The 23,632-nt window shown below is 72.6% G+C and carries 25 protein-coding genes; 15 read left to right on the top strand and 10 right to left on the bottom strand.

Annotated features, from left to right (window positions below; translation table 11 throughout):
- The first annotated feature begins 175 nt into the window (after positions 1-175).
- The 3 genes from ASF49_RS01220 (at position 176) to ASF49_RS01210 (ending at position 2,673) form a co-directional block, all read left to right on the top strand.
- Entirely contained in the window at positions 176-922 is a 747-nt protein-coding gene (locus tag ASF49_RS01220) for a response regulator transcription factor (RefSeq protein ID WP_056466450.1), read from the top strand.
- Positions 919-2,274, top strand: coding sequence for an ATP-binding protein (locus ASF49_RS01215; protein WP_056466447.1), 1,356 nt, complete (start codon positions 919-921; stop codon positions 2,272-2,274). The genes ASF49_RS01220 and ASF49_RS01215 overlap by 4 nt, the downstream gene beginning before the upstream one ends.
- Before the next feature lie 144 nt (positions 2,275-2,418).
- Complete coding sequence (locus tag ASF49_RS01210; protein ID WP_056466445.1) at positions 2,419-2,673, top strand: hypothetical protein; 255 nt, start codon at positions 2,419-2,421, stop codon at positions 2,671-2,673.
- 57 nt (positions 2,674-2,730) lie between these two features.
- Here ASF49_RS01210 and ASF49_RS01205 read toward each other — a convergent pair whose 3' ends face one another.
- Entirely contained in the window at positions 2,731-3,525 is a 795-nt protein-coding gene (locus ASF49_RS01205; protein ID WP_056467889.1) for a HugZ family pyridoxamine 5'-phosphate oxidase, read from the bottom strand.
- A 341-nt stretch (positions 3,526-3,866) separates the two neighbouring features.
- On the opposite strand from ASF49_RS01205, the gene ASF49_RS01200 reads away from it, so the two are divergent.
- The 5 genes from ASF49_RS01200 (at position 3,867) to ASF49_RS01180 (ending at position 7,922) form a co-directional block, all read left to right on the top strand.
- Positions 3,867-4,577: a response regulator transcription factor gene (locus ASF49_RS01200; protein WP_055947774.1), complete on the top strand. Its 711-nt coding sequence runs from the start codon at positions 3,867-3,869 to the stop codon at positions 4,575-4,577.
- A 60-nt stretch (positions 4,578-4,637) separates the two neighbouring features.
- Positions 4,638-6,401: a sensor histidine kinase gene (locus ASF49_RS01195; RefSeq protein WP_056466442.1), complete on the top strand. Its 1,764-nt coding sequence runs from the start codon at positions 4,638-4,640 to the stop codon at positions 6,399-6,401.
- A 19-nt stretch (positions 6,402-6,420) separates the two neighbouring features.
- Positions 6,421-6,957, top strand: coding sequence for an HPr kinase/phosphorylase (locus tag ASF49_RS01190; protein WP_082510719.1), 537 nt, complete (start codon positions 6,421-6,423; stop codon positions 6,955-6,957).
- 125 nt (positions 6,958-7,082) lie between these two features.
- Complete coding sequence (locus tag ASF49_RS01185; RefSeq protein WP_056466439.1) at positions 7,083-7,484, top strand: PTS sugar transporter subunit IIA; 402 nt, start codon at positions 7,083-7,085, stop codon at positions 7,482-7,484.
- A gap of 117 nt (positions 7,485-7,601) precedes the next feature.
- Positions 7,602-7,922 (top strand): HPr family phosphocarrier protein, encoded by a 321-nt coding sequence (locus ASF49_RS01180; RefSeq protein ID WP_056466436.1) that lies wholly within the window; start codon positions 7,602-7,604, stop codon positions 7,920-7,922.
- Positions 7,923-7,941: 19 nt separating this feature from the next.
- Here the strand turns inward: ASF49_RS01180 and ASF49_RS01175 are convergent, their stop codons facing one another.
- The 3 genes from ASF49_RS01175 to ASF49_RS01165 all read right to left on the bottom strand — a co-directional run bounded on the left by ASF49_RS01175 (position 7,942) and on the right by ASF49_RS01165 (position 11,943).
- Complete coding sequence (locus tag ASF49_RS01175) at positions 7,942-8,838, bottom strand: hypothetical protein (protein ID WP_056466433.1); 897 nt, start codon at positions 8,836-8,838, stop codon at positions 7,942-7,944.
- Between the two features lie 111 nt (positions 8,839-8,949).
- Positions 8,950-10,083, bottom strand: coding sequence for a CobW family GTP-binding protein (locus tag ASF49_RS01170; RefSeq protein WP_056466431.1), 1,134 nt, complete (start codon positions 10,081-10,083; stop codon positions 8,950-8,952).
- Positions 10,084-10,416: 333 nt separating this feature from the next.
- The gene (locus tag ASF49_RS01165) at positions 10,417-11,943 is read right to left on the bottom strand and encodes a serine hydrolase (RefSeq protein ID WP_056466428.1); all 1,527 of its coding nucleotides are present in this window, start codon (positions 11,941-11,943) and stop codon (positions 10,417-10,419) included.
- A gap of 367 nt (positions 11,944-12,310) precedes the next feature.
- Between ASF49_RS01165 and queE the strand changes: the two genes are divergently transcribed.
- From queE to ASF49_RS01145, 4 genes are all read left to right on the top strand, one after another.
- Positions 12,311-12,943, top strand: a complete 633-nt coding sequence (queE, locus tag ASF49_RS01160; protein WP_056466425.1) for a 7-carboxy-7-deazaguanine synthase — start codon at positions 12,311-12,313, stop codon at positions 12,941-12,943.
- A gap of 44 nt (positions 12,944-12,987) precedes the next feature.
- Positions 12,988-13,353, top strand: a complete 366-nt coding sequence (gene queD, locus ASF49_RS01155) for a 6-carboxytetrahydropterin synthase QueD (RefSeq protein WP_056466423.1) — start codon at positions 12,988-12,990, stop codon at positions 13,351-13,353.
- Positions 13,350-14,081, top strand: a complete 732-nt coding sequence (gene queC / locus ASF49_RS01150) for a 7-cyano-7-deazaguanine synthase QueC (protein ID WP_056466420.1) — start codon at positions 13,350-13,352, stop codon at positions 14,079-14,081. The genes queD and queC overlap by 4 nt, the downstream gene beginning before the upstream one ends.
- Positions 14,082-14,181: 100 nt before the next feature.
- Positions 14,182-14,976: an SGNH/GDSL hydrolase family protein gene (locus ASF49_RS01145; RefSeq protein WP_082510717.1), complete on the top strand. Its 795-nt coding sequence runs from the start codon at positions 14,182-14,184 to the stop codon at positions 14,974-14,976.
- Between the two features lie 73 nt (positions 14,977-15,049).
- On the opposite strand, the gene ASF49_RS01140 is transcribed toward ASF49_RS01145, so the two are convergent.
- The 3 genes from ASF49_RS01140 to ASF49_RS01130 form a co-directional block, all read right to left on the bottom strand.
- Positions 15,050-15,649, bottom strand: a complete 600-nt coding sequence (locus ASF49_RS01140) for a hypothetical protein (RefSeq protein ID WP_056466417.1) — start codon at positions 15,647-15,649, stop codon at positions 15,050-15,052.
- 32 nt (positions 15,650-15,681) lie between these two features.
- Positions 15,682-16,854 (bottom strand): zinc-dependent alcohol dehydrogenase, encoded by a 1,173-nt coding sequence (locus ASF49_RS01135; RefSeq protein ID WP_056466413.1) that lies wholly within the window; start codon positions 16,852-16,854, stop codon positions 15,682-15,684.
- Between the two features lie 99 nt (positions 16,855-16,953).
- Positions 16,954-17,865, bottom strand: coding sequence for a LysR family transcriptional regulator (locus tag ASF49_RS01130; RefSeq protein WP_056466410.1), 912 nt, complete (start codon positions 17,863-17,865; stop codon positions 16,954-16,956).
- A gap of 96 nt (positions 17,866-17,961) precedes the next feature.
- On the opposite strand from ASF49_RS01130, the gene ASF49_RS01125 reads away from it, so the two are divergent.
- On the top strand, positions 17,962-18,408 hold the full coding sequence (locus tag ASF49_RS01125; RefSeq protein ID WP_056466407.1) for a DMT family transporter: 447 nt from the start codon (positions 17,962-17,964) through the stop codon (positions 18,406-18,408).
- A gap of 9 nt (positions 18,409-18,417) precedes the next feature.
- On the opposite strand, the gene ASF49_RS01120 is transcribed toward ASF49_RS01125, so the two are convergent.
- From ASF49_RS01120 to ASF49_RS01110, 3 genes are read right to left on the bottom strand one after another with little or no spacing between them, the layout of a single operon-like run.
- On the bottom strand, positions 18,418-18,903 hold the full coding sequence (locus tag ASF49_RS01120) for a secondary thiamine-phosphate synthase enzyme YjbQ (RefSeq protein WP_056466404.1): 486 nt from the start codon (positions 18,901-18,903) through the stop codon (positions 18,418-18,420).
- 11 nt (positions 18,904-18,914) lie between these two features.
- Positions 18,915-20,639, bottom strand: coding sequence for a cisplatin damage response ATP-dependent DNA ligase (locus ASF49_RS01115; RefSeq protein WP_056466402.1), 1,725 nt, complete (start codon positions 20,637-20,639; stop codon positions 18,915-18,917).
- Positions 20,636-21,679 (bottom strand): ligase-associated DNA damage response exonuclease, encoded by a 1,044-nt coding sequence (locus ASF49_RS01110; RefSeq protein ID WP_056466399.1) that lies wholly within the window; start codon positions 21,677-21,679, stop codon positions 20,636-20,638. The genes ASF49_RS01115 and ASF49_RS01110 overlap by 4 nt, the downstream gene beginning before the upstream one ends.
- 41 nt (positions 21,680-21,720) lie before the next feature.
- On the opposite strand from ASF49_RS01110, the gene ASF49_RS01105 reads away from it, so the two are divergent.
- Complete coding sequence (locus ASF49_RS01105) at positions 21,721-22,683, top strand: class I SAM-dependent DNA methyltransferase (protein WP_056466396.1); 963 nt, start codon at positions 21,721-21,723, stop codon at positions 22,681-22,683.
- 167 nt (positions 22,684-22,850) lie between these two features.
- The gene (locus tag ASF49_RS01100; protein ID WP_056466393.1) at positions 22,851-23,588 is read left to right on the top strand and encodes a YoaK family protein; all 738 of its coding nucleotides are present in this window, start codon (positions 22,851-22,853) and stop codon (positions 23,586-23,588) included.
- The last annotated feature ends 44 nt before the right edge of the window (positions 23,589-23,632 follow it).

The following is a 23,632-nucleotide window of genomic DNA, read 5'->3' as shown; positions in this document are numbered from 1 at the left end:
ACCGAACGACGCGGCGCCCGGACCCGGAACGGAACGGACTTGCGGAACGGACTTGCGGAACGCGCTGGCAGAACGGACTTGGAGAACGGGCTTGGAGAACAGGCTTGCAGCCGCGCCCGATCACCGACCGATCCCGCGGTGACGCCCATCCCCGCAAGCGGAGCGAGATCGAACCATGATCCCGAGTGAGGGCGCCGGAGCCACGCCGGACGCGGGCCACGTCCTCCTCGTCGAGGACGACGACGGCATGCGCATGCTGGTGACCCGCGCCCTGCGGGAGAGCGGCTACCGGGTCACCGGATGCCGGAGCGGCGCCGAGCTGTGGCGGCTGCTGCCGGAGGGCGGCGTCGACCTGATTCTCCTCGACGTCATGCTGCCCGGCGCCTCGGGCCTCGACCTGCTGCGCACGCTGCGGTCCCGGTCCCGGGTGCCCGTGATCATCGTCAGCGCGCGGGGCGAGGAGGCGGACCGGGTCCTCGGCCTGGAACTCGGCGCCGACGACTACATCGCCAAGCCGTTCGGGCGCCCCGAGCTGCTCGCCCGGATCCGCGCCGTCCTGCGCCGATCCGTCGTCGCGCCGGCCCCCCTCGCCGCGCGCGGCCACGCGACCCTCACCTTCGCCGGCTGGCGGCTCGACCTGCGCAGCCGCGCCCTCGTCGATCCGGAAGGGGCCGGCGTCGATCTCTCGGGCGCGGAGTACGACCTCCTCCTCGTGTTCCTCGACCATCCGGGACGGGTCCTCGGCCGCGAGCAGATCCTCGAACTGTCGCGCGCCCGTCTTGGCTCGCCCTCCGACCGCAGCGTCGACACGCTGGTCAGCCGGCTGCGCCGAAAGCTCGATCCCCCCGAGGGCGCCCAGCCGGTGATCAAGACGGTGCGGGGCTCGGGCTACATGCTGGCGACCAAGGTCGAGCGCGCATGAGTGTCCGGTCCGTCGGCGGTGCGTTCCTCGGCCGGCTGCGCCCCCTGGCCCGGAGCCTCGAGGCCCGCACGGTCGCCGTCCTGCTCGTCGCCATCCTGGCGGTCCATGGAGGCGCCCTGCTGCTCTATCGCCAATCGGCCGCCGCGGCGGCCGACGAGGCCTTCGCGAGCCAGGTCGCGACGCAGCTCGCCCTGGCCCGGGAGGCCGTGATGCGGCGACCGCCGGCGGAGCGGGATGCGGAGGCGAAGGCCCTGTCCAATCCGCATTTCGAGATCGGATGGTCCGAGGCCATCGCGCCGGAGCGGTCGCGGACGGATCCGCCCCTCGCGCCCCTGCGCGCGCGCCTGACCGCCCTCGACCCGAGTCTCGGGAACGCCCTCGCCCTGACGCTGGAGGGGGGCGACGATCCCCTCCACCGGAACGACCTCGCCGGGACGCTGGCGCTCCCGGACGGGACCGCCCTGACCTTCCGCTCCGCCCATGCGCCGAGCCTCGCCCTGCAGAATCCCTGGGCCTACCTGGCCACCGCCATGGCCGTCCTCGTCGGCCTCGCGGCGGTGCTGCTGATGCACCGGATCGCCGGCCCCCTGCGCAGCCTGACGCGCCTCACCGGCCTGATCGGTCACGGCCGGCCGGTGCCGGTGCCGGAGGCCGGCCCGGACGAGACCCGCGAGATCGCCCGCGCCCTCAACGGGATGCAGGCGCGGATCGCGGATCTCCTGACCGAGCGCACCCAGGCGCTCGCCGCCGTCTCCCACGACCTGCGCACCCCGATCGCGCGCCTGCGCCTGCGGCTCGACGGGCTCGGCGACGCACCCGAGCGACGGGGCATGGAATCCGACCTCGACGACATGCTGGCCATGATCGACTCGACGCTGGCCTATCTGCGCGGCGATTCCGACCCGGAGGCGCGCCGGGTCACCAACGTCGCCAGCCTCCTGATCAGCATCACCGATGCGGGACAGGATGCCGGCCACGCGATCCACTACGACGGACCCGGCCGGGCCCTCGCGGCGATCCGCCCGGTCGCGCTGCGGCGGGCGCTGGACAACGTGGTCGACAACGCCGTCCGCTACGGCGGCCGCGCCCGTGTGCACCTCGCGGTCGAGACGTCGACGCTCGTGGTCTGCGTCGAGGACGACGGCCCCGGCATTCCGCCGGACGCGGTGGAGCGGGCCTTCGCGCCCTTCACCCGCCTCGAAGGCTCGCGGAACCGGAACAACGGCGGAACCGGTCTCGGGCTGACGATCGCCCGGCGCGTCGTGGAGGCGGAGGGCGGGCGCATCGGCCTCGAGAACCGGACCGGCGGCGGCCTGCGGGTGCGCATCGTCCTGCCCCGTCCGCCCGGCTGAGCCGGACACCGCGCCCTTGGCGCGGATCGTCGTCGGGACTCCGATCGACACACTTCGTCACGAACCCGGCACACGGCGGTCGAACGGCCTGGCCATCTCCAGCCTCACCGCAGCCGACGGGGCTGCGCCAACACGAGGATCACGATGACCCGCACCATGCTCACCCTGCTCTCGGTCGCCCTCATGACCGCGCTGGCAGGCCCGGCCTCCGCCATCGACGGCCACGGCAATGCCGCCAATCCGTCCGTGTCCGTGCCCAATACCGGCGGCGTCTCGGGCGGTCCGGCCCACCGCGACGACCCGCGCGTCAGCGAGAGCCGCGAGCTGACCAGGGACGGCAAGCCCGTGCACTCCGCCAATGACGGGCACGCCCACGGTCACAGCCACGACAAGAAGTAGGCCCGCGACCGGGCGCACCGGCGCCCGACCGCCGACCGGGCCGGAAGCCGGAGGGAATCAATCCGCCCTCGGCGCATCCCCCGCCCGGGCCTGCGCGGCCATCGTCACCAGCACCTTGCGCAGGGCGCCCATCTCCCGGACCGGCTCCGGGTAGAGCACCCGCGCGGTCCGGTCTCCGGTGAGGAGGTCCATGCCCTCCGGGTCGAGGCCGGTGAGGCGCCAGGGACCCGGCTCGGCCCCGGCCGCCACGGCGTAGAGCGCCAGCGCGTCGGCATGGTCGGCGTTCATGTGCTCGACGGCGCCGGCCTCGCCGGCCACCAGCCCCTCGGCGCCGGCGAGATCGAGGCGCAGCTCGTCGGCGGTGAGCACCGCGGCCTTGGCGAAGCCGCCGTTGAGGTGCCCGGCCGTGGGCTCCAGGGCGAAGAACCCGAAATCGGGAAAGTCGGCGTAGAGCTTCGATTTCGGGTGGCGGGCGACGAAGCGAGCGCGGGCGCGCGGCTCCGGGGTCTGGGTCACCCGCCCCGTCACGGTCAGGCGCGGATGGGCGAGCGGATCGCCCTTGCCGCCGGCGCTGAACAGCAGCGAGGCGCGCGGGTCCTTCAGCAGGTTGCGGGTATGGGCCGAGAGCCGCGAGAGCAGCATCAAGGGCGTGCCGTCCACGTCCGTGGCGATGGTCACCAGGGAGGCGAAGGGCGTGCCGTCCTCCGGGTCCAGGGTGGCGAGGGCGCCCGAGCGGATGCTGCGCAGGAGGTGGCGGGCCAGCCCGATCGCATCGAACGGCGCCTCGGCCGCCGGCAGCGGCACCGCCGGCCCGCGCCGTTCCCCCCCGGTCCTGGACTCGCCCTCGGCCATGAACATCCCCTCGATTCGGCGCCCGCGGACCGGTGCTCAGGCCGCGTTCAGCCGGGGGATCATAGCCAGGGTGCGGACCCTCGCACGAGGGCGCCGGACTGCGGCCCGTTGGCATCAGTCAAGCCGCAAACGAACAAACGACCGAGGTCGCTCGCTTTTTCAGCACATTGCCATTACACAGCCTGACTCTCCGCGCGAACGCGGCCCGCCTCCCCGGCACGGTCGCCACCGCGTTTTTGCCGATCTCTGCCCGCCGTCCACGACGGGGGACGGGGTGGGATGCGGAGGGGCTGGCGCCATCAGACGTCCGCCGAGCCGCATCCGAGCAACAGGACACGCGCATGCCGACCATCGCCCTCGTGGACGACGACCGAAACATCCTCACTTCCGTCTCGATCGCGCTCGAGACGGAAGGCTACCGCATCCAGACCTACACCGACGGCGCCTCGGCGCTGGACGGCCTGAAGCATTCCCCGCCGGACCTCGCGATCTTCGACATCAAGATGCCGCGCATGGACGGGATGGAGCTTCTCAGGCGTCTGCGGCAGAAATCCGACCTTCCGGTGATCTTCCTGACCTCGAAGGACGAGGAGATCGACGAGTTGTTCGGCCTCAAGATGGGCGCCGACGACTTCATCCATAAGCCGTTCTCGCAACGCCTCCTCGTCGAGCGGGTCAAGGCCGTGCTCCGGCGCTTCGCCCCCAAGGACGGCCCGGGCGCCGCCGCCCGCGAGGCCGATGCCGCCGCCCGCTCCCTGGAGCGCGGGCTCCTGATGATGGATCCCGAGCGCCACACCTGCACCTGGAAGGGCGAGCCCGTGACCCTGACGGTGACGGAGTTCCTGATCCTCCAGGCGCTGGCGCACCGCCCCGGCGTCGTGAAGAGCCGCAACGCCCTGATGGATGCGGCCTACGACGACCAGGTCTACGTCGACGACCGGACCATCGACAGCCACATCAAGCGCCTGCGCAAGAAGTTCAAGGTGACCGACACGAGCTTCGACATGATCGAGACGCTCTACGGCGTCGGCTACCGCTTCAAGGAGAGCTGAGCGCCCGCCCGGGCCTCAGGCGCCCCCGCCCGCACCGCTTTCCCTCACCACCGGACGCTCGTGGCCACCACAGACCAAGCCGAAATCCCGTCGCGCGGCGTGCTGGGCTGGCCCCGCCAGATCTGGAACGGGATCGGCCAACGGGCCTCGTCGAGCCTGACGCGACGCATCGTCGTGCTCAACCTCGTCGGGCTCATCGCCCTCCTGTTCGGCTTCCTCTACCTGAACCAGTTCCGCCAGGGGCTGATCCAGGCCCGGGTGCAGAGCCTGCTGATCCAGGGCGAGATCATCGCCGGCGCCATCGCCTCCTCGGCCTCGGTCGAGACCGACGCCATCCGGATCGACCCGGACAAGCTGCTCCAGCTCCAGGCCGGCGAGGGCGAGGAGCCCTCCTCCCCCCTCACCTTCTCGCTGAACCCGGAGCGCGTGGCCCCGCTCCTGCGCCGGCTGATCACGCCCACGGGCAACCGCGCCCGGGTCTACGACCAGGAGGGCGGCCTCCTGTTCGACACCCGCACCCTCTCGGCGCGGGGCGAGATGAACCGCAGCGACCCGGACGTCCGCCCGCGCAAGCGCACCTGGCTGGAGAAGGCCTGGGAGACCGTGCAGGCCAAGTTCGGGGCCAGGCTCGACGGCGACGGCGCCGCCCCCGGCGTGACCGAGGATGTCGGCCCGGCCAGCGGCCATGGCCTGAAGGAGGTGCAGGTGGCGCTCGCCGGCGCCCGCGGCACCATCGTGCGCCGCAACCCGGCCGGCGAGACCATCGTCTCCGTGGCGGTGCCGATCCAGCGGGCCAACTCGGTGCGCGGCGCCCTGATGCTGTCGACGCAAGGGGGCGACATCGACCGCGTCATCGCCTCGGAGCGCTTCGGCCTGCTCCAGGTCTTCCTCATCGCCGCGGCGGTGATGCTCGTGCTGTCGATCCTGCTCGCGGGCGCCATCGCCGGGCCGGTGCGGCGCCTCGCGGACGCGGCCGAGAAGGTGCGCCTGGGCATCAAGTCCCGCGAGGAGATCCCCGACTTCACCGGGCGCACCGACGAGATCGGCCACCTCTCGGGGGCGCTGCGCGACATGACCCAGGCGCTCTACCGCCGGATCGACGCCATCGAGAGCTTCGCGGCCGATGTCAGCCACGAGCTGAAGAACCCGCTGACCTCGCTCCGCAGCGCCGTCGAAACCCTGCCGCTGGCGAAGTCAGATGATTCGCGCGGGCGCCTGCTCGCCATCATCCAGCACGACGTGAAGCGCCTCGACCGGCTGATCTCGGACATCTCCGACGCCTCGCGCCTCGATGCCGAGCTCGCCCGCGCTGAGGCCCGCCGGGTCGACATGCGCAAGCTGATGACCACCGTGGTCTCGGTGGCCAACGAGCGCCGGCGCCCGAAGGACGCCCCGATCCAGTTCGACGTCGACACGGCCGCCGGCGAGATGGACTCGCCGTTCACGATCTTCGGGCACGACAGCCGCCTCGGCCAGGTGGTCAACAACCTCCTGGACAACGCGCGCTCGTTCTCGCCCCCCGACGCCAAGGTCCGGGTGGCCCTGCGCCGCGTGCGCAGCGACGTCGAGCTCATCGTCGAGGACGAGGGCCCGGGCATTCCCGAGCACGCCCTGGAGCGGATCTTCGAGCGCTTCTACACCGACCGCCCGGAGCAGGGCTTCGGCCAGAATTCCGGCCTCGGCCTCTCGATCTCGCGCCAGATCGTCCAGGCCCATCGCGGCACGATCCGGGCCGAGAACCGCCCCGGCCCGGCGGACGAGGACGGCGAGCCGACGGTGCGCGGCGCCCGCTTCATCGTGCGCCTGCCGGCGGCGGCCCGCTGAGACCGGGTCCGGCCGCGCCATGCCCGACCCCGCGAGCCGGACCGACTCCGTCCACGCCACCTGCATCGCCCTGGGCGAGGCGGGCCTTCTGATTCGCGGCCCCTCGGGCGCGGGCAAGTCGACCCTGGCGCTCCTCCTTCTCGACCGGGCCTCGGTGATGGACTGGCCGGCGAGCCTCGTCGCCGACGACCGGGTCCGCCTCAGCCGCGACGGCGCGACCCTGGTCGCCCATGCCAATCCCGATCTCGCCGATCCGGAGCTCGGCGACCGGATCGAGGTGCGCGGTCTCGGCCTGCTGCGGGCGACCGAGATCCTGTCCGCGGTGCCGGTCCGCCTCGTGGTCGATCTCGTCGCCGACGCGCCGCGCCTGCCGGAGGGTCCCCTGAGCCGCACGGCCCTGCTCGGGCTCGACCTGCCGGCCCTGCGCCTCGACGCGCCCCTGCTGCGCGCGGGCCTCGGGCCGCGCCTCGTCCTCGATGCCCTCGCGGAGTGCCACGGCGTGGCGTCCGGGACGCACCGCCCGGTCTTGCGCCTGCCGCCGCTCCCGAGACCGTAGCGCCGGGGCCACCACCGTGGCATGATCATGACGTTCGAGCACACAAAATGCCGCATTCACCTTGCGCTCGACCTTGCGCTGCACAAGATGGCGGCTCCGCTCACAGGGCGTTGGAACCCGCGTCGATGATTGGAATGGTGCTCGTCACCCACGGGCTATTGGCGACCGAGTTCAAGGCTGCCCTTGAACACGTCGTCGGGCCTCAGAAACAGATCGAGACCATCACCATCGGTCCCGAGGACGATATGGAGCTGCGCCGGCTCGACATCATGAATGCGGTCAGCCGCGTCAACACCGGCAATGGGGTCGTCGTGCTCACGGACATGTTCGGCGGCACGCCCTCGAACCTCGCCCTCTCCTGCATGAACGGCGGCGAGGTCGAGGTCGTGGCCGGCATCAACCTGCCGATGCTGATCAAGCTCGCCAGCGTGCGTGATGCCGAGCCCCTCGGCGACGCCGTCCTGCACGCGCAGGAAGCGGGCCGGAAGTACATCAATGTCGCGTCGCGCGTGCTGGCCGGCAAATAGGCTTTCTTCCCCTGCAACCACGGCTTACAGGCAATCTCGGGTCCCGCGCGTGAACGGCGGGCCTGCCGATGCCGCGCAGCGCGGCGCGGAACGCCAGCGAGGGGACGGCCGACGCCCATGAGCTACGACGACGATGCCGACGACAGCCTGCCGCCGGTGCCCGAGGGCGGGCTGATCCAGGTGCTCCCGATCATCAACCGGCGCGGCCTGCACGCCCGGGCATCGGCGAAGTTCGTCCAGACCGTCGAGCGCTACGATGCCGCCGTCACCGTGACCCGCTCCGGCGAGACCGTGGGCGGCCGCTCGATCATGGGCCTGCTCACCCTCGGCGCGGCACAGGGCACCTCGATCGCCGTGGTCGCCTCCGGCGACGACGCCGAGGCCTGCATGACGGCGATCACCGACCTCCTCGCCAACAAGTTCGGCGAGGACGAGTAGCGGCGGCCCGGGCACCGCCTCAGGCGGAGCGCCCGATCCGCTCCGGCACGACCGCGCCCGCGACCTGACGCCAGGCGACGGCCTGCGCCCCGTGCCCGAGGGTGATGGCGGCGGCGACAACCGCCCCCTCCTGCCGCGTCAGGGTCACGGTGACCTGCCGGCGCTGCGCGAAGAGCCGCGTCACCACCCGCACCAGCGCGGCCTCCGACGGATCACCGATGATCGGGGCGAGCGAGACCTCGGCATCGAGGAGCAGGAACTCCTCCACCGCGTCGCGGACCCGGTCCGGCTCGCCGATCCGCTCCACCTGCGACGGCGCCCGGCCGGGACGCACGCCGACGAGGCTCTGGGTGGGAATGCCGGCGCGCCGGGGCACCGCCCGGAGCTGCGCCGCGGGCGCCCGCGCGGCCGGCCCGGCCACGCCATCGAGCAACAGGACGGCGCGGGGGCGGAGGAGACGCAGGCGCTCGGACACCGCCATGCGCGCCGCCTCGACGCGGTCGGGCGCGATCGTGGGCGCCAGGGCGGTGCCGTGCGGCTGCCACAGGCCGATCCGCTCCTGGCCCCAGAGGGTGTGCGGCAGCGCCAGCGGCAGCACGGCGGCGAGCTGGTCGGGGCCGTTGCCGGTCGTCCAGGCCAGGGCGAAGAGAAGGTCGCGCCCACCCGACTGGTGCTGGGCCGCCGAGAGCAGGTAATCGGGGTCGGCCAGCACCGGATCCGCCACCCGGGCACGGACGAGGAGCGCGCGCCAGGCCGCGATCTCGCCCTCGCTCACCGCCGCCGCCCGGCGCAGGTCGACCCGCCAGGCGAGCGGCGCGGCGATCGGGGAAACCTGCACGTCCGCGGTGGGGGCCGCATCGGCCGCCGGAGCCCGTGCCGCCGCGCCGCCCTCGATCACCGTGAATCGCTGTCTCATGTCTCGATCCGATCCCGCCGACGTCCCATCCTGGGACAAGGGGACGCCCGCGGGCGCCAGTCGGTCTCGAGGTTTCAAGATCGGGGCCGCCCGTTTCCGGACGGGGCTGGCTCAGCCGCCGGGGATCGCCAGCGGATTGTCGGTGAGGGCCGCCGCATCGGGGCCGTCGATGCGCGGCCGGCCCAGGAAGGCGTCCCACAGGCGGGCGACGAAGGCCGGATCGAGGTCGCGCAGGATCAGAACGAGGCGCGAGCGATGGTCGCCATCGGGCCAGGCGTCGAGATGCACCGGCGCGTGGATGACGTGCTGCACGCCGTGCACCACCAGCGGCCGGTCGGGGGCGTCGGCCAGGGCCACGAGTCCCTTCAGGCGCAGCAGGTTCGGACCGTGGGCCGAGCGCAGGAGATCGAGGAACATCTCGAAGGCGGCGCGGGGCACGGGCGCGTCGCTGGTCAGGCTGAAGGCCCGGATCGAGGCGTCGTGCCGGTTCACGTCGTGATGGTGGTGGCCGTGATGGTGGTGGCCGTGATGGTGATGCCCATGGTCGTGACCGGCCTCCCGCTCGGCCTCGGCGCCGAGCCAGGCGCGCACGTCGGCGCTCTTCCCGTCGAGGCCGAACAGGCCGCCGAGGAGATCGACGGGCGCCACCGCGGCGTCGCGCAGGGGCGCCGCCGGGTTCAGCGCCCGCAGGCGGGCCTCGAGGGCGCGGCCGTCACCATCCGCCAGATCCCGCTTCGTCATCACGATCTGGTCGGCCACCGCCACCTGCCGCACCGCCTCGACATGGGCGTCCAGGGTCGAGGCGCCGTTGACCGCATCGACCACCGTGACGACGCCCTGGAGGCGATATCGGATGACGAGGTAGGGATGGTAGATCAGCGCGTGCAGGATCGGCGCAGGGTCGGCGAGGCCCGTCGTCTCGATCACCACCCGGCGGAAGGGCTGGATGCGGCCGTTGTCGCGCTTGCGCAGCAGGTCTTCGAGGGTGGCGATCAGGTCGCCCCGCACGGTGCAGCACAGGCACCCCGCCCCGAGCAGGACCATGTCCTCGTCGATCCGCTCGATCAGCAGGTGGTCGAGGCCGATCTCGCCGAACTCGTTGACGATGACCACGGTGTCGGCCAGCGCCGGATCGCGCAGCATCCGGTTGAGCAGGGTCGTCTTGCCGGCGCCGAGGAAGCCGGTGAGGACGGTGAGCGGGATCGGCTCGGGCGCGCGGGGATCGGGCTTGGACAGATCGGTCATGACCCTGACCTAGCCCTCCGGGCGCGCCTGCTCAATCCTCGGCGATGTAACAATGTTACGAAACGCACCCCGGCACGGCCCCGGATGCGTGAGGCCTCGTTCCGGAGACTTCGCGTGGCCGGCCGCCCGGAAGTTCCGATGCCGGCACCGCCTCATTCCGGGGCGCGGCAGGCGAGCCCGGACCCGAAGGGGCGCGCCGGCGGCGTGCAATCCAGAACCGCCGACGATGGACCGTTCCGCCCCACCCGTGCGTCTGGAGTCCGGGATCCGCACCGCGGCCCTGGAATGAGGCAGTGTCGAGACAAGCTTCCGGGCGAACTCGTCGGAGACGTCCTACTCGTCGGCCTGCGCCTTGCTGGCGGACTTGGTGCCCTTCGCGGTGGGCTTGGCCGGCTTGTGCTCGGCCTTCGCGTCGGCCTTGACCCCGGCCTTGGGGACGGCCTTCGCCGCCGGCTTCTTGACGGCGCCGACCTTCAGCTTCGGCGCGCCCTCCATCACGGGCGTCGACTCGGCGGGGGCATAGGCGCTGGCCGTGGCCGGAACGCCGGCCTTGCCGCGGGCGAGCGCCTTCCTCGGCTCGGGCTTGGCGGCGGCCTTCGTGGCAGGGGCGGCGGCCTTGGCCTGGCGGGCGGCCTCGCGCTTGGCCGCGACCGCCTCGAGCTTGGCCTTGCGGGCCTCCGCGACCTTGGCGGCCCTCTCCGCCTTCTCGGCCTCCTCCTGCTCGTTGAGGGCGATGGCGCCCTCGGCCGGGTCGCGCCCGATCCAGACCAGGACCGGCTGCAGCGGCGCGCGGGGCGGCAGGGCGCGGGTGCGCAGGGCGGCGCTGTTCATGGTGGCGAAGGCCAGCGCGGCCGAAGGCGGGGCGGCGGCGGCCATCAGCTGCGCGTTGGCGTTGTCGGCGCTGGCGCCGGCGGCCCCGGCGCTCGCCGTGATGGCGCCCTGGCCCTCGTCCACCGGCATCGGCTTCTTCCGGTCGCAGATATAGGGCCGCATGTCCGGCGGCTCCGAGATGCCGGAGGCCGGCAGGGCGTCAAGGGTCTGCGCGCCCCAGCCCGGCGACTGGCTGAAGCCGTAATCGAACAGGTCCGACGCCTTGAGATCGCGCTCGCGGGCGCTCGGCTGGCCCATCACCACGGTGAGGATGCGGCGCCCGTTGCGGGTGGCGGTGGCCACGACGTTGAAGCCGCCCGAGCAGATGAAGCCGGTCTTCATGCCGTCGGCGCCGGCGTAGCGGCCGAGCAGGCCGTTGTGGTTGGCCATCACAGAGCGGCCGAACTGGATCGCGCTGATCGAGAACAGGGCGCGGTTCTCGGGGAAGTCGCGGATCAGGGCGCGGCCGAGGACGGCCATGTCGCGGGCCGAGGTCCATTGCCGGGCATCGGGCAGGCCGTTCGGGTTGGTCCAGCGGCTCTCGCGCATGCCGATGCGCTGGGCGGTCTCGTTCATCATCTGGGCGAAGCCCTCGACGGAGCCGCCGAGGTTCTCGCCGATCGCCCAGGCCACGTCGTTGGCCGACTTGACCATGATGATCTTCAGGGCGTTGTCGAGGGTGAGCTTGGTGCCCGGGCGGAAGCCCATCTTCGAGGGCGGCTCGGCAGCGGCGGCCGGCGAGATGGTGATCAGCGAATCGAGGGAGAGCTTGCCCTGCCGCACCAGGTCCAGGGCGACGTAGGTGGTCATCAGCTTGGTGATCGAGGCCGGGAACCAGGGGTCGGTGGCCGCCTGCCCGTAGATCACCTTGCCGGAATCGACGTCCACCACGAGGATCGGCGCCGTGGCCGCGCTCGCGGAACCTGCGCCGAGCAGGCCTGCCGCCACCGCGAGACCAACGACGAGGCGCCTCAACAATCCGTTCGACATCAGGCCTGTCTCAAGAAGGAACGCCCCGGCCCGATCGATGATCGGCCCTGGCGGGAAGCCGGTCAACGGCCAAGCTGGCATGCCACCCCTCCGGGAGCGACGGCAAGCGCGTCTCGCCGGATCGTGACACGGTCTCCACAAAGCCGCGTTCCGTGGCAGGAGCATGGCAGACGGTCTCGCAGATGCGAGAAGCCGGCGGATTCATGGTATACCGGCAGTCTCCGCATGGGTGGGGGCCGCCCGCGCCCCGTGGTGCCGGTGGCGGGGACCGCTTATCTGCGCGGCAGCCGTCTCCGGCGGCCGAAGGATTTCAGAGGATCAGCTGCGCGCGCCCGGACGGTCCGCCGGGGCGGGCGCCGAGGACGTGATGGCTTACGCAGTCAAGGAACTGTTCCACACCCTGCAGGGCGAGGGCGCGCAGGCGGGCCGCGCGGCGGTGTTCTGCCGCTTTGCCGGCTGCAATCTCTGGTCCGGCCGCGAGGAGGACCGCGCGGGCGCCGCCTGCCGCTTCTGCGACACCGACTTCGTCGGGATGGATGGCGAGGGCGGCGGGCGCTTTTCCACGGCGCAGGAGCTGGCGGCGGCGATCGCCGCGACCTGGGCCGGCGGCCCCCGCAGCCGCTACGTCGTCTTCACCGGCGGCGAGCCGCTGCTCCAGCTCGACGCGGCCCTGATCGCCGCCGTCCACGCGGCCGGCTTCGAGATCGCGGTGGAGACCAACGGCACCCTGGCGGCCCCGGCCGGCATCGACTGGATCTGCGTCAGCCCGAAGGCCGGCAATCCCCTCGTCCAGCGCAGCGGCCACGAGTTGAAGCTCGTCTTCCCGCAGGCCAAGGCCGCGCCGGAGGCCTTCGCGGAGCTCGATTTCCGCCACCACTGGCTCCAGCCGATGGACGGGCCGGACCGGCTCGCCAACACGGCCGAGGCGGTGGCCTATTGCCGGCGCGACGCGCGCTGGCGGCTTTCGTTGCAGACGCACAAGATCATCGGGATTCCGTGAGGAACCCGGAGGAACCCGCCCGCTCGCACCATGAAGATTGCTCGATGAAGATCACCCAAGCCTTCACCTTCGAGGCGGCCCACCGCCTGCCGAACGTGCCCGAGACCCATCGCTGCCACCGCATGCACGGGCATTCCTACCGGGTCGAGCTCACTCTCTCGGGGGCCGTCGACCCGGCCACCGGCTGGGTGGTGGATTTCTTCGACGTCGAGCACGCCTTCGCGCCGGTGCTGGCCCGCCTCGACCATTACTGCCTCAACGAGATCGAGGGGCTGGAGAACCCCACCGCCGAGCACATCGCGGCCTGGATCTGGGAACGCACCAAGGCGGCGCTGCCGGCCCTCTCCTCCGTGAAGGTCTACGAGACGCCGATGTCCTGGGCCGAGTACGAGGGCGAGGCGCTGCGATGAAGGACCCGGCGACGAGCGGCGGCGCCCTGGTCCTGTTCTCGGGCGGGCAGGATTCCGCCACCTGCCTCGCCTGGGCGCTCGCGCGCTTCGAGCGGGTCGAGACGCTGGGCTTCGACTACGGCCAGCGCCACCGGATCGAGCTCGACTGCCGGGACGGGCTGCGCCGGGGCCTCGCGGCCCTGAAACCCGCATGGGCGGCGCGGCTCGGCGACGACCACACCCTGGCCCTCGACGCGCTGGGCCAGGTCTCCGACACGGCGCTGACCCGCGACACCGCCATCGCCTTCGAGGACGGCGGCCTGCCCAACACCTTCGTGCCGGGCCGCAACCTCCTGTTCCTGACCTTCGCGGCGGCGCTGGCCTATCGCCGCTCCTTGACCCACATCGTCGGCGGCATGTGCGAGACCGATTATTCCGGCTACCCGGATTGCCGGGACGACACCATCAAGGCGCTGCAGGTGGCGCTGAACCTCGGGATGGACCGGCGCTTCGTGCTGCACACGCCGCTGATGTGGATCGACAAGGCCGAGACCTGGCGCCTGGCCGAGGCTCTCGGCGGCCGGGCGCTGGTCGACCTCATCGTCGAGGACAGCCACACCTGCTACCTCGGCACCCGCGGCGACCGCCACGCCTGGGGCCATGGCTGCGGCACGTGCCCGGCCTGCGATCTGCGGGCCAAGGGCTACGCCCGATTCACCGCCGAGGCCGTCGCGGCCCCGGGCGCCTGACCCCGCCATCCGGGAGCGCGGCACTCCGGCCGCGACGGCCCGCGTCCCCGATCTCGAGTGAACCCAATCTCGAGCGAAACCTGCCACTCCGAGGGTGCGGATGAACGGTCCCGATCTCGGTCGCCGCCGATCGCCCGGCGCGCGAGGGCTGCGCCGGACCGTGCTGGCCATCGGCGTCGCCCTGAGCGCCTCGCTGGCCGCCACCCCGATGGTGGGCCTCCCGATGGCCGGTGCTTCCGAGGACGCGCAGCGGAACCGGCAACTGGCCGGCGAGCACCTGATGCGGCGTCTGCCGGCGATCCGCGCGGCGCTCTCGGCGGCCCAGCCGGGCTTCGTCTTCCTGGCGGGCAATTCCCACGCGGAGCTCCTCGGCACCCTGCTCGCCCGGCGGCTCCCGCGGGTCGTCAATGGCGGGATCGGCGGGACCTCGGCACGCCGTTACGCCGCGGAACTCGACGGGCTGACCTTCCCGGTCCGGGCCGGCGTCGCGGTGCTGTTCCTCGGCACGAACGACATCCTGCGTCACGCCGCCCCCCTGTCGCAGAGCACGCTGGGCGGGTTCGAGGCGGCCGCTGCGCGCAGTCTCGAACGGCTGCGGGCCAACGCCGATCTCGTGCTGGTCGCCGCCGTCCCGCCGATCGGCCCGGAGGCGCGGGCGGACCGCGATCCCGCGGCGGTGGCGGCCTACTCGGCGGCCCTGCGCGGCCTGTGCGCCCGGCACGGGTGCCGGTTCTTCGATCCGTTCGCGGCCCTGCGCGACGGCGAGGCGGGCCTGACCACGCAAACCGCCCCGCCGGACGGGGTCCACCTGCGCGACTACGAGGCGCTGGCCGCCGACCTGGAGACGCGCCTGCGCGCGCTCGGCCCCACCGGGTCCCGGCGGTCTGCGGACTGATCCCCCCTGCTGCGAGCGCACCGGCCGGGGGCCGGGACCGGGCGTTCGTTCCCGACGCTGCGGGTGCCCCGCCTCAGGTCCAGGCGCGAAGCCCCTCCGGCGTGGTGAAGTCCCGGGGCCGGACGTCGCGGGCGGCGCCGCGGGCCGCTGCGAGTCCCTTCGGGAACCCGCTCCGGTTCCGGTAATCCGCCCGGACCCGCTCCGAGGGGGCCAGCGGGGCGTCCGAGAGGGCCTGTGCGCAGAGGATGTCGGCCAGGCCGACCCCCGCGAGGGCCGTCAGGGCGACGACGGTGTTGGTCCGGTGGCGCGGGTCGCCGCCGAGCCCAGGCAGCACGGTGGCGACGTCGAGGCCGTCCCCGGCGACCCGGGCCCAGATCCAGGGCGTCGGATCGCGGGAGCCGAGGATGCCGGCCCCCTGGACGAGCTCGCGCACCCCGTAGGCCCGCACCAGCGGGCCGGCGCGCGGCATGCCGAGCCAGCGTGCGATCGCGTCGCCGCAGGTCAGCTCGGTCACTCCGAGGGCGAGGGAGAACCAGCCGAGGCCCTGCGCCAGTTGGCGCGTCGCCGGATCGGGCCGGCGGCGCCGGTCCGCGGCGAGGCGGGCGGGGGTTGCCTCGGATCCCGGGCTCCCCTGGCGGGCCGTCCGGTCCTGGCGGGACGCGGATGCGGGCATGCGAACCTCCTCGAAGCGGGATCGGGGGACGATCAGGGCCGGAGCACGACCTTGATGCAATTGTCCTTCTTGTCGCGGAACGTCTTGTAGAGCTCGGGCCCGTCCTCGAGACGCCCCCGATGGGTGATGACGAAGGAGGGATCGATCTGCCCCTCGGCGATGCGCTGGACCAGGTCGTCGGTCCAGCGGTTGACGTGGGTCTGCCCGGTGCGGAGCGTGAGGCCCTTGTTCATCAGGGCGCCCATCGGGATCTTGTCGACGAGCCCGCCATAGACGCCCGGAACCGAGAGGATGCCGGCCGGGCGGCAGACATAGATCATCTCGCGCAGCACCGTGGCGCGGTCGCTCTCCAGCATCATCGCCTGCTTCACGCGGTCGTAGACCTGTTCCAGGGCGCGGGGGGCGTGCGCCTCCATGCCGACGGCATCGATGCACTTCTCCGGCCCCTTGCCGGCGGTGAGCTGGTTCAGGCGCTCGACGGTGCTCTCCGTCGCGTTGTCGATGGTGATGGCGCCGCCGGCGCGGGCCATCTCCAGACGCTCGGGCACCCGGTCGATGCACACCACCTGCTTGGCGCCCAGCAGGATCGCCGAGCGGACCGCCATCTGGCCGACCGGGCCAGCCCCCCAGATCGCCACCGTGTCGGTGGGCTGAATGTCGGCCTGCACCGCCGCCTGCCATCCGGTCGGGAAGATGTCGCCGAGGAACAGCACCTGCTCGTCGGTGAGTTCGTCCGGCACCTTGATGTGGGTCTTGTCGGCGAAGGGCACGCGGACGTACTCGGCCTGTCCGCCCTGGTAGCCGCCGGTGAGGTGGGTGTAGCCGAACAGGCCCGCGGTGGTGTGCCCGAAGGCCTTGGCGGCGAGGTGCCTGTTGCGGTTCGATCGCTCGCAGACCGAGAAGAAGCCGCGTCTGCACTGGTCGCACTCGCCGCAGATGATCGTGAACGGGATCACCACCCGCTCGCCCTTGCGCAGAGCGCCGTTGATGCCCCTTCCGGTCTCGACCACCTCGCCCATGAACTCGTGGCCCATGACGTCGCCCTTCTCCATGCCGGGCATGAAGTGGTCGTAGAGGTGCAGGTCAGAGCCGCAGATCGCGCAGGACGTGACCTTGATGATCGCGTCCCGGTCGTCCTCGATGCGGGGATCGGGGACGGATTCGCAGCGGATGTCCTGAGCGCCGTGCCAGACGAGGGCTTTCATCGCATCTCTCCCGCGTACGGTTTCGTGTCGTCGATATGCGGAGAACCGGGCGGCGGGGCACGGGTTCGGTCCCGATGGAGCGGTCCCGCGCGGCGCGCCTCACGCGGGCGCGATGCTCCGGCCCGAGACCAGCGCGTCGCGCTCCAGGCGGAGAAGCTCGACCAGGCGCTCCGCGAGGCGCCCCGGCGGACGGCCCGCCGGGCGGACCAGCAGGGTCTCGATGGACAGGGCCGGCCGGAACGGGCGCAGCACGATCGGCAGGCCGGTGAGCTCGCCGGCCGGGACCGGGTCGACGATGGCGAGGCCCAGCCCTTCCGCGACGAGCCCGCAGCGCGCCGCCGTGTACTGGGCCATCAGGGGAAAGCGCGGCACGCAGCCGGCTTCCGCGAACCGCGCCTCGACCGCCTCCTGGAACAGGCCCGGGCCGCCGGCGATCAGGGTCTCGCCGGCGAGGTCTTCCGCCGCGATGGCGGGCCGGCGGGCCAGGCGATGCCGGCGCGGCACGGCGCAGACCGCATCGACGGTCAGGAAGCGCTCCGCCGTCACGCCCGCATGGCCGGAGCGCGGGCGGGCGAGGCCGAGGTCGCACTGGCCCGAGGCGGCCCAGGCCCAGATCGTGTCCGGGCTCGGCACGTGGACGGCGACGCGGGCGCCCGGATGTTCGGCGGCGAGGCGACGGATCGCCCGCGGCAGCAGGCGCGAGGCCAGGGAGGGCTGGCAGGCGATGCGCAGGGGTCCGGTGCCGAGTTCGCGGATCTGCCGGGCGGCGTGGCGCAGATGGTCGAGGCCGGCATAGCTGCGCTCGACCTCCCGGGCGAAGGCCTCCCCCTCCGGCGTCGGCCGGGCGCTGCCGTGGCCGCGCACGAACAGCGACAGGCCGGTCTCGGCCTCGAGCTGCGCCATGGCCCGGCTCACATGCGGCTGGCCGACCCCGAGGGCCGCGGCGGCCCGGGTCATCCCGCCATGGCGCATCACGGCGCGGAAGAGATCGAGATGGGCCGGGTTGATCATGCCTCGCCCGCATGGAAACGCGCCGATCCGTCATTTGACGGCATGGCCGCGGGATGGTTGTCAAGGAACCCGTCCTCCGAACCGGTCCCGAGGCCCATGCTCAACCTCCTGCTTCCCCTGGCCCTCTCCGTGCTGGCGGGCGCCAGCATCGTGGTGCAGCAGGCGCTGATCGCGAACCTGCGGATCGGCCTGAACTCCGCGGCCTGGGCGGGCTTCGCGAGCTACTTCGTCGGCCTCCTGTCCATGGTGGTGCTGGCCCTGGTCCTGCGCGATCCGCTGCCCTCGGCGAGCCTCGCCGCGCGCATCCCCTGGTGGGCCTGGAGCGGGGGGTTCTTCGGCGCGGTCTTCATCGCGCTGGCCACGATCCTGGTGCCGCAGCTCGGCGCGGCCACCTTCCTGGCGCTCCTCGTCACGGGCCAGATGCTGGCCTCGGTGGCCTTCGACCATTTCGGCTGGCTCGGCCTCGCCCAGCGCGCCCTGGACGGGCCGCGCCTCCTCGGCGTCGGGCTCCTGATCGGCGGGGTGATCCTGATCCGGCGCTAGGGGCGAGGCTCAGGCCCCGACGACCTGGAGCAGGATCTCGCGTCGATGGGGCCGGTCGCGATGCTCGATCAGGTAGAGGCCCTGCCAGGTGCCGAGGCCGAGGCGCCCGCCCAGCACCGGCACGCCGAGGGCCGAATCCGTGACCATCGTGCGGATATGGGCCGGCATGTCGTCCGGCCCCTCGGCCCCGTGGACGTAGCCGGCATGCCGCGGGGCGAGGCCGTCGAGGGCGGTGAGGAGGTCGGTCTGCACGTCGGGATCGGCATTCTCCTGGATGGTCAGGGAGGCCGAGGTGTGCCGGCAGAACACGGTGACGAGGCCCGTGACGACCCCGCTGCGCTGCAGGAAATCCGCGACCGCGCGGGTGATGTCGGTGAAGCCCTGGCCGGGCGTCGACACCGTGAGCCTCGCGCTCGCCTGCCGCTCCACGGGTCCGCTGGAGAACCCCTCCAGCGCGCCGATCCTGCCTGCCGTCCTCATCCCTCCCGTCCTCATGCCTCCCGTCCTCATGCCTCCGCCTCCTTCAAGGTCTCGCCCGGCGCGATCTCGCGCTCGCCCCGGGCCAGGATGGTCTCCAGGGCCTCGATCCGGTCGGCCTCCGCCGCCGGCTTGTCCCAGCGGATGCGGGCCACCCGGGGAAACCGCATGGCGACCCCCGACTTGTGCCGGGTCGAGCGCTGCACGCCCTCGAAGGCGATCTCGAGCACGAGGCCGTGGTCGAGCCCGTAGGCGACCTCGCGCACCGGGCCGAAGCGCTTGGTGGTGTTGTTGCGGACGTAGCGGTCGAGCTTGGCCAGCTCGGCATCGGTGAAGCCGTGATAGGCCTTGCCCACCGGCACGAGCTCCGGCGTGCCGTCCTCGCGGTCGCGCCAGACCCCGAACGTGTAGTCGGAGTAGAACGACGAGCGCTTCCCGTGCCCGCGCTGGGCGTACATCATCACGGTGTCGACCCGGAACGGCTCGCGCTTCCACTTCCACCACGGGCCCTTGGGCCGCCCGGGCAGGTAGGCGCTGTCGCGGCTCTTGAGCATGATGCCCTCGATGGCGTCGGCATCCGCGCCCGCCCCCACCGCGGCCGGGTCGGCGCGGGCGGCGGCCAGATCCTCCCAGCTCGCGAAGGGCACCAGGGGCGAGAGGTCGATCCGGGCGTGGTCGAGGGCCGCCACGAAGGCCTCCAGGCGGGCACGGCGCTCGGTGAAGGGCAGCGGGCGCAGGTCCTCGCCCTCGGCCTGCATCAGGTCGTAGGCGCGGACATGGGCGGGGAATTCCTCGAGGAGCTTCGGGGTCACGGCCTTCCGGTTGAGGCGCTGCTGGAGCACGTTGAAGCTCTGCACGCGGCCCTCGCGCAGGATCAGCAATTCGCCGTCGACGGCGCCCGAGAAGGTGATGGCCTCGGCGAGATCCGGGAAGGCGCCGGAGATGTCCTCGCCGGTGCGCGAGTAGATGCGGGCGACCTGGGCGCCGGCCTCGTCCCGGCCCCCGACGAGCTGGACGCGGATGCCGTCCCACTTCCACTCGCCGGAGAAGGCGGCCGGATCGAGCTTCTCGAAGTCGCCCTCCTCGTCGATGGGGTGCGAGAGCATCGGCGGCCGGAACGGCGCCGGGTTCAGGGTGGCGGGCCGCTCGGCCCGGCCCTCGACCCAGGCGAACAGGGTGGCGTAGGGCGGCTCCAGCCCGTGCCAGACCTCCTCGACGGCGTCAGCCTCGTGGCCGCCGAGCGCCCCGATGGCGGTCTTGGCGAGCCGGGCCGAGACGCCGACCCGCAGCGCCCCGGTGATGAGCTTGAGGAGCGCCCAGCGCCCGGTCTCGTCCAGCGCGTCGAGCCATTCGGCGATGCGGGCGGGCAGGTCGGCCTTCTTCACGGTGCCGAGGGTCTCGACGACCTCGGCCAGGGTCGGTACGTGCGGCGGCGGGTTGTTGTGGCCGGGGCCGACGACCGGTTCACCGGCCGAGGCCGCGGGCGCCGGCCAGATCAGGGCCGTGGTCTCGGCCAGATCGCCCACGTAGTTGTGCGAGAGCCCGAACAGCACCGGGTCGACGCGCGCCTCCACCAGCCCGCGGATCATCGCGGGCTTGGCCTCGCGGAAGGTCAGGCCGCCCGTCATCGCGGCCAGCGCGTAGCCGCGCTCCGGGTCGGGGGCATGGGCGAAGTAATCCTGCAGCAGGCGCAGCTTGGCGTTGCGGCGCGGCTCGTAGGCGAGGCGGTCGAGGAGGTGGGCGAAGTCGTTCACGCGGCCTCCTCCGGAGCGGCGACGGGCTCGGCCTCGCCGTCGTCGCCGTAGCCCAGCAGGTGCAGGGGCTTGGCCGCGATGCCCTGCGTCCCGCACCAGTGGACCAGGGCGTCCTCCTGCCCGTGGGTGACCCAGACCTCACCGGCCCCGGTCTCCAGGATGGTGCGGCAGAGATCGGGCCAGTCGGAATGGTCGGAGATGCAGAGGGGCAGCTCGACGCCCTTCTGGCGGGCGCGGGCGCGCACCCGCATCCAGCCCGAGGCGAAGGAGGTCACCGGGTCGGGGAACTTGCGCGACCAGACGTCCTGGATCGAGGAGGGCGGGCAGAGCACGATGGCGCCGTGCAGCCTGGCGCGCTCGGCCGCCACCACCTTCGGGGTCTCGCCGAGCGGGATGCCCTCCCGTTTGTAGAGCTCGGTCAGCTTCTCCATCGCGCCGTGGAGGTAGATCGGCCGGTCGTAGCCGGCCTCCCGCAGGAGCGCCATCACGCGCTGGGCCTTGCCGAGCGCGTAGGCGCCAACGATGTGGGCGCGCTCGGGGAACAGGGCCACGGAATCGAGGAGCTTCCGCACCTCGTCGCGGGTGTCGGGCATCCGGAACACCGGCAGGCCGAAGGTCGCCTCGGTGATGAAGACGTCGCAGGGCACCACCTCGAAGGGCAGGCAGGTCGGGTCGTAGGCGCGCTTGTAGTCGCCCGACACGACGACCCGGACGCCCTGCGCCTCGATCGCGATCTGGGCCGAGCCGAGCACGTGCCCGGCGGGCGCGAAGCGCACGCTCACGTCGCCGATGCGGATCTCCTGCCCGAGGGGTGCCTCCTGCCGGCTCTCGCAGAAATCCGCCCCGTAGCGCACCGCCATGATGCGCAGGGTCTCGCCCGTGGCGAGCACCCGGCCGTGGCCCGCCCGGGCGTGGTCGGCGTGCCCGTGGGTGATCAGGGCGCGCGGCACCGGCCAGGTCGGATCGACGTGGAAGCCCCCGAGGGGGCAGTACAGGCCCTCGCGGGTCAGGGTGAGAAGATCGCTGGCGCTGAGACTCATCGGCGCGGCATATAGGGCGCCCGAGACCCGTTCGCAGTCACATGTCCCGCACGATCACCTCCGGCGACCTTCGCGCCGACCGGCGCTACGCCTACGCCCAGGGCTGCCTCGACGACGGCGACCCGGACGGCGCCGCCGAGATGGCGGAGCAGACCCTGGAGATCGCCCCCCGCTTCGCCCCGGCCTGGTTCCTCCTCGGCCGCGCCCGCGAGGCCCGCTACGCCCGGAGCGGGCGGGCGGGCGACCATCACGCGGCCCTGCGCGCCTACGCCAACGCCCTCGACATCGACCCCGAGGACGCGCAGGGCGCCCGCCTGGCCCTGGTGCGGATCGGCGCCGGGGACGCGGTCACGGCGATCTCGCCGGGCTACGTCCGGGCGCTGTTCGACGCCTACGCGCCGCGCTTCGACCGCCACCTCGTCGAGGGCCTGTCCTATCGCGGGCACGCGCTCGTCGCCGACGCCCTCGATGCCACCGCGGGTCCGGCCGCGCCGCTGGGGCGCGTCGTCGACCTCGGCTGCGGCACGGGCCTCGTCGGGGCCGCCCTCGGCGGCCGGCCGGAGCACCTGACCGGCATCGACCTCTCGCCCGGCATGCTGGCCGAGGCCGGGCGGCGCGGCCTCTATCACCGGCTGGTGGAGGGCGAACTGGTGGCGGCGCTCGGCGCCGAGCCCCCCGCCTCGGCCGATTGCGTCACGGCCGCCGACGTCATGATCTACGTGGGCGATTTCTCCGGCATGGTCTCCGGCAGCGCCCGCGTCCTGCGGGCCGGCGGACGCTTCGCCTTCACCGTGCAGTCCCACCCGGGCGACGGGCTCGTCCTGGGGGCGGATGCCCGTTACGCCCACGGCGACGCGCTGGTGCGGGAGACCCTGGCCGGAGCGGGCTTCGATCTCGAACTCTGCCGGCCAGCGGTCGCGCGGCGGGAAAACGGGGTCGACGTCCCGGGTCGGGTGATCGTGGCCCGGCGGCCGGACCCTTCACGTTTCCGTTGCGGCCCTTGAGCGCCAGCGCACGACGCGGTTGAACCAAATTGGAGCATGACTGTTGCTCCGGACGCATCGGTGCACCCCGTCCCCGGCCTGACGCCGGGGTCCGATCCCGCACCGGACGCACCGGCCTGACAGCACCGCAATTCGAGCCCCCGCACGGGACGGAGGATAGCAGACCTATGGCAGAGACGCAGAACAAGTCGTTTCCCGCGAGCGCCGCGACGCGCATCCCATTCGCGCTGGCGCTCTCGGCCGTGGCCGGCTGCGCCGATTCCATCGGGTTCCTCGAATTCTCGCAGCTGTTCATGTCGTTCATGAGCGGGAACACGACGCGCTTCGGCGTCTCGGTCAGCCGGTTCGACTGGGAGAGCACCTCGCGCGTCGCCTCGGTCATCGTCCTGTTCTGCTTCGGTGCCTTCGCGGGGACGCTGATCGCGGCCTGGGTCGGGCGCTGGCGTCTCTCGGTGCTGCTCCTGCTGCAATCGGTGCTCCTGACGATCGGGCTCATCGTTCCGCACGGCAGCTTCGCCTTCCCGCTCCACGCCTACCCGATCGTCATCGCGCTCGGGCTGCAGAACGCGACGCTGCAGGACGAGGGCGGGCGCAGCCTCGCGCTCACCTACGTCACCGGCGCCGTGGTGCGCTTCGGGACCGGGCTCGCCAACCTGATGCTCGGCACCGTGGCGCCCTCGTTCTGGATCCAGGCCCCCCTCTGGGCGGCGCTGAGCACCGGCGCGGTGATCGGCGGCTTCCTGCAGATGCGCTACGGCGAGGACGCCTTCCTGTTCCCGGCCGCGGTCTCGGCGCTGCTGGCCGTCATCGCCCTGGTGCTGACGATCATGAAGCCGGGCAGCAGCTACGTCAGCGGCGAGGTCGAGACGCATCCGCCGGACGGCACGGCGGCGGCCAGGATCTGAGCCCGGGATCCGAGCGCAGGATTCGAGCTCAGGATCCGGGGCCC

Source organism: Methylobacterium sp. Leaf104 (assembly GCF_001422885.1).
Lineage (GTDB): Bacteria > Pseudomonadota > Alphaproteobacteria > Rhizobiales > Beijerinckiaceae > Methylobacterium.
This window is presented reverse-complemented; position numbering and strand designations above follow the sequence as displayed.

Bases quoted from the DNA above. Each gene is read 5' to 3' on its own strand.
- ASF49_RS01220 (WP_056466450.1), top strand. From the start codon at position 176: ATGATCCCGAGTGAGGGCGCCGGAGCCACGCCGGACGCGGGCCACGTC.
- ASF49_RS01215 (WP_056466447.1), top strand. From the start codon at position 919: ATGAGTGTCCGGTCCGTCGGCGGTGCGTTCCTCGGCCGGCTGCGCCCC.
- ASF49_RS01210 (WP_056466445.1), top strand. From the start codon at position 2,419: ATGACCCGCACCATGCTCACCCTGCTCTCGGTCGCCCTCATGACCGCG.
- ASF49_RS01205 (WP_056467889.1), bottom strand. From the start codon at position 3,525: ATGGCCGAGGGCGAGTCCAGGACCGGGGGGGAACGGCGCGGGCCGGCG.
- ASF49_RS01200 (WP_055947774.1), top strand. From the start codon at position 3,867: ATGCCGACCATCGCCCTCGTGGACGACGACCGAAACATCCTCACTTCC.
- ASF49_RS01190 (WP_082510719.1), top strand. From the start codon at position 6,421: ATGCCCGACCCCGCGAGCCGGACCGACTCCGTCCACGCCACCTGCATC.
- ASF49_RS01185 (WP_056466439.1), top strand. From the start codon at position 7,083: ATGATTGGAATGGTGCTCGTCACCCACGGGCTATTGGCGACCGAGTTC.
- ASF49_RS01180 (WP_056466436.1), top strand. From the start codon at position 7,602: ATGAGCTACGACGACGATGCCGACGACAGCCTGCCGCCGGTGCCCGAG.
- ASF49_RS01175 (WP_056466433.1), bottom strand. From the start codon at position 8,838: ATGAGACAGCGATTCACGGTGATCGAGGGCGGCGCGGCGGCACGGGCT.
- ASF49_RS01170 (WP_056466431.1), bottom strand. From the start codon at position 10,083: ATGACCGATCTGTCCAAGCCCGATCCCCGCGCGCCCGAGCCGATCCCG.
- ASF49_RS01165 (WP_056466428.1), bottom strand. From the start codon at position 11,943: ATGTCGAACGGATTGTTGAGGCGCCTCGTCGTTGGTCTCGCGGTGGCG.
- queE (WP_056466425.1), top strand. From the start codon at position 12,311: ATGGCTTACGCAGTCAAGGAACTGTTCCACACCCTGCAGGGCGAGGGC.
- queD (WP_056466423.1), top strand. From the start codon at position 12,988: ATGAAGATCACCCAAGCCTTCACCTTCGAGGCGGCCCACCGCCTGCCG.
- queC (WP_056466420.1), top strand. From the start codon at position 13,350: ATGAAGGACCCGGCGACGAGCGGCGGCGCCCTGGTCCTGTTCTCGGGC.
- ASF49_RS01145 (WP_082510717.1), top strand. From the start codon at position 14,182: ATGAACGGTCCCGATCTCGGTCGCCGCCGATCGCCCGGCGCGCGAGGG.
- ASF49_RS01140 (WP_056466417.1), bottom strand. From the start codon at position 15,649: ATGCCCGCATCCGCGTCCCGCCAGGACCGGACGGCCCGCCAGGGGAGC.
- ASF49_RS01135 (WP_056466413.1), bottom strand. From the start codon at position 16,854: ATGAAAGCCCTCGTCTGGCACGGCGCTCAGGACATCCGCTGCGAATCC.
- ASF49_RS01130 (WP_056466410.1), bottom strand. From the start codon at position 17,865: ATGATCAACCCGGCCCATCTCGATCTCTTCCGCGCCGTGATGCGCCAT.
- ASF49_RS01125 (WP_056466407.1), top strand. From the start codon at position 17,962: ATGCTCAACCTCCTGCTTCCCCTGGCCCTCTCCGTGCTGGCGGGCGCC.
- ASF49_RS01120 (WP_056466404.1), bottom strand. From the start codon at position 18,903: ATGAGGACGGGAGGGATGAGGACGGCAGGCAGGATCGGCGCGCTGGAG.
- ASF49_RS01110 (WP_056466399.1), bottom strand. From the start codon at position 21,679: ATGAGTCTCAGCGCCAGCGATCTTCTCACCCTGACCCGCGAGGGCCTG.
- ASF49_RS01105 (WP_056466396.1), top strand. From the start codon at position 21,721: ATGTCCCGCACGATCACCTCCGGCGACCTTCGCGCCGACCGGCGCTAC.
- ASF49_RS01100 (WP_056466393.1), top strand. From the start codon at position 22,851: ATGGCAGAGACGCAGAACAAGTCGTTTCCCGCGAGCGCCGCGACGCGC.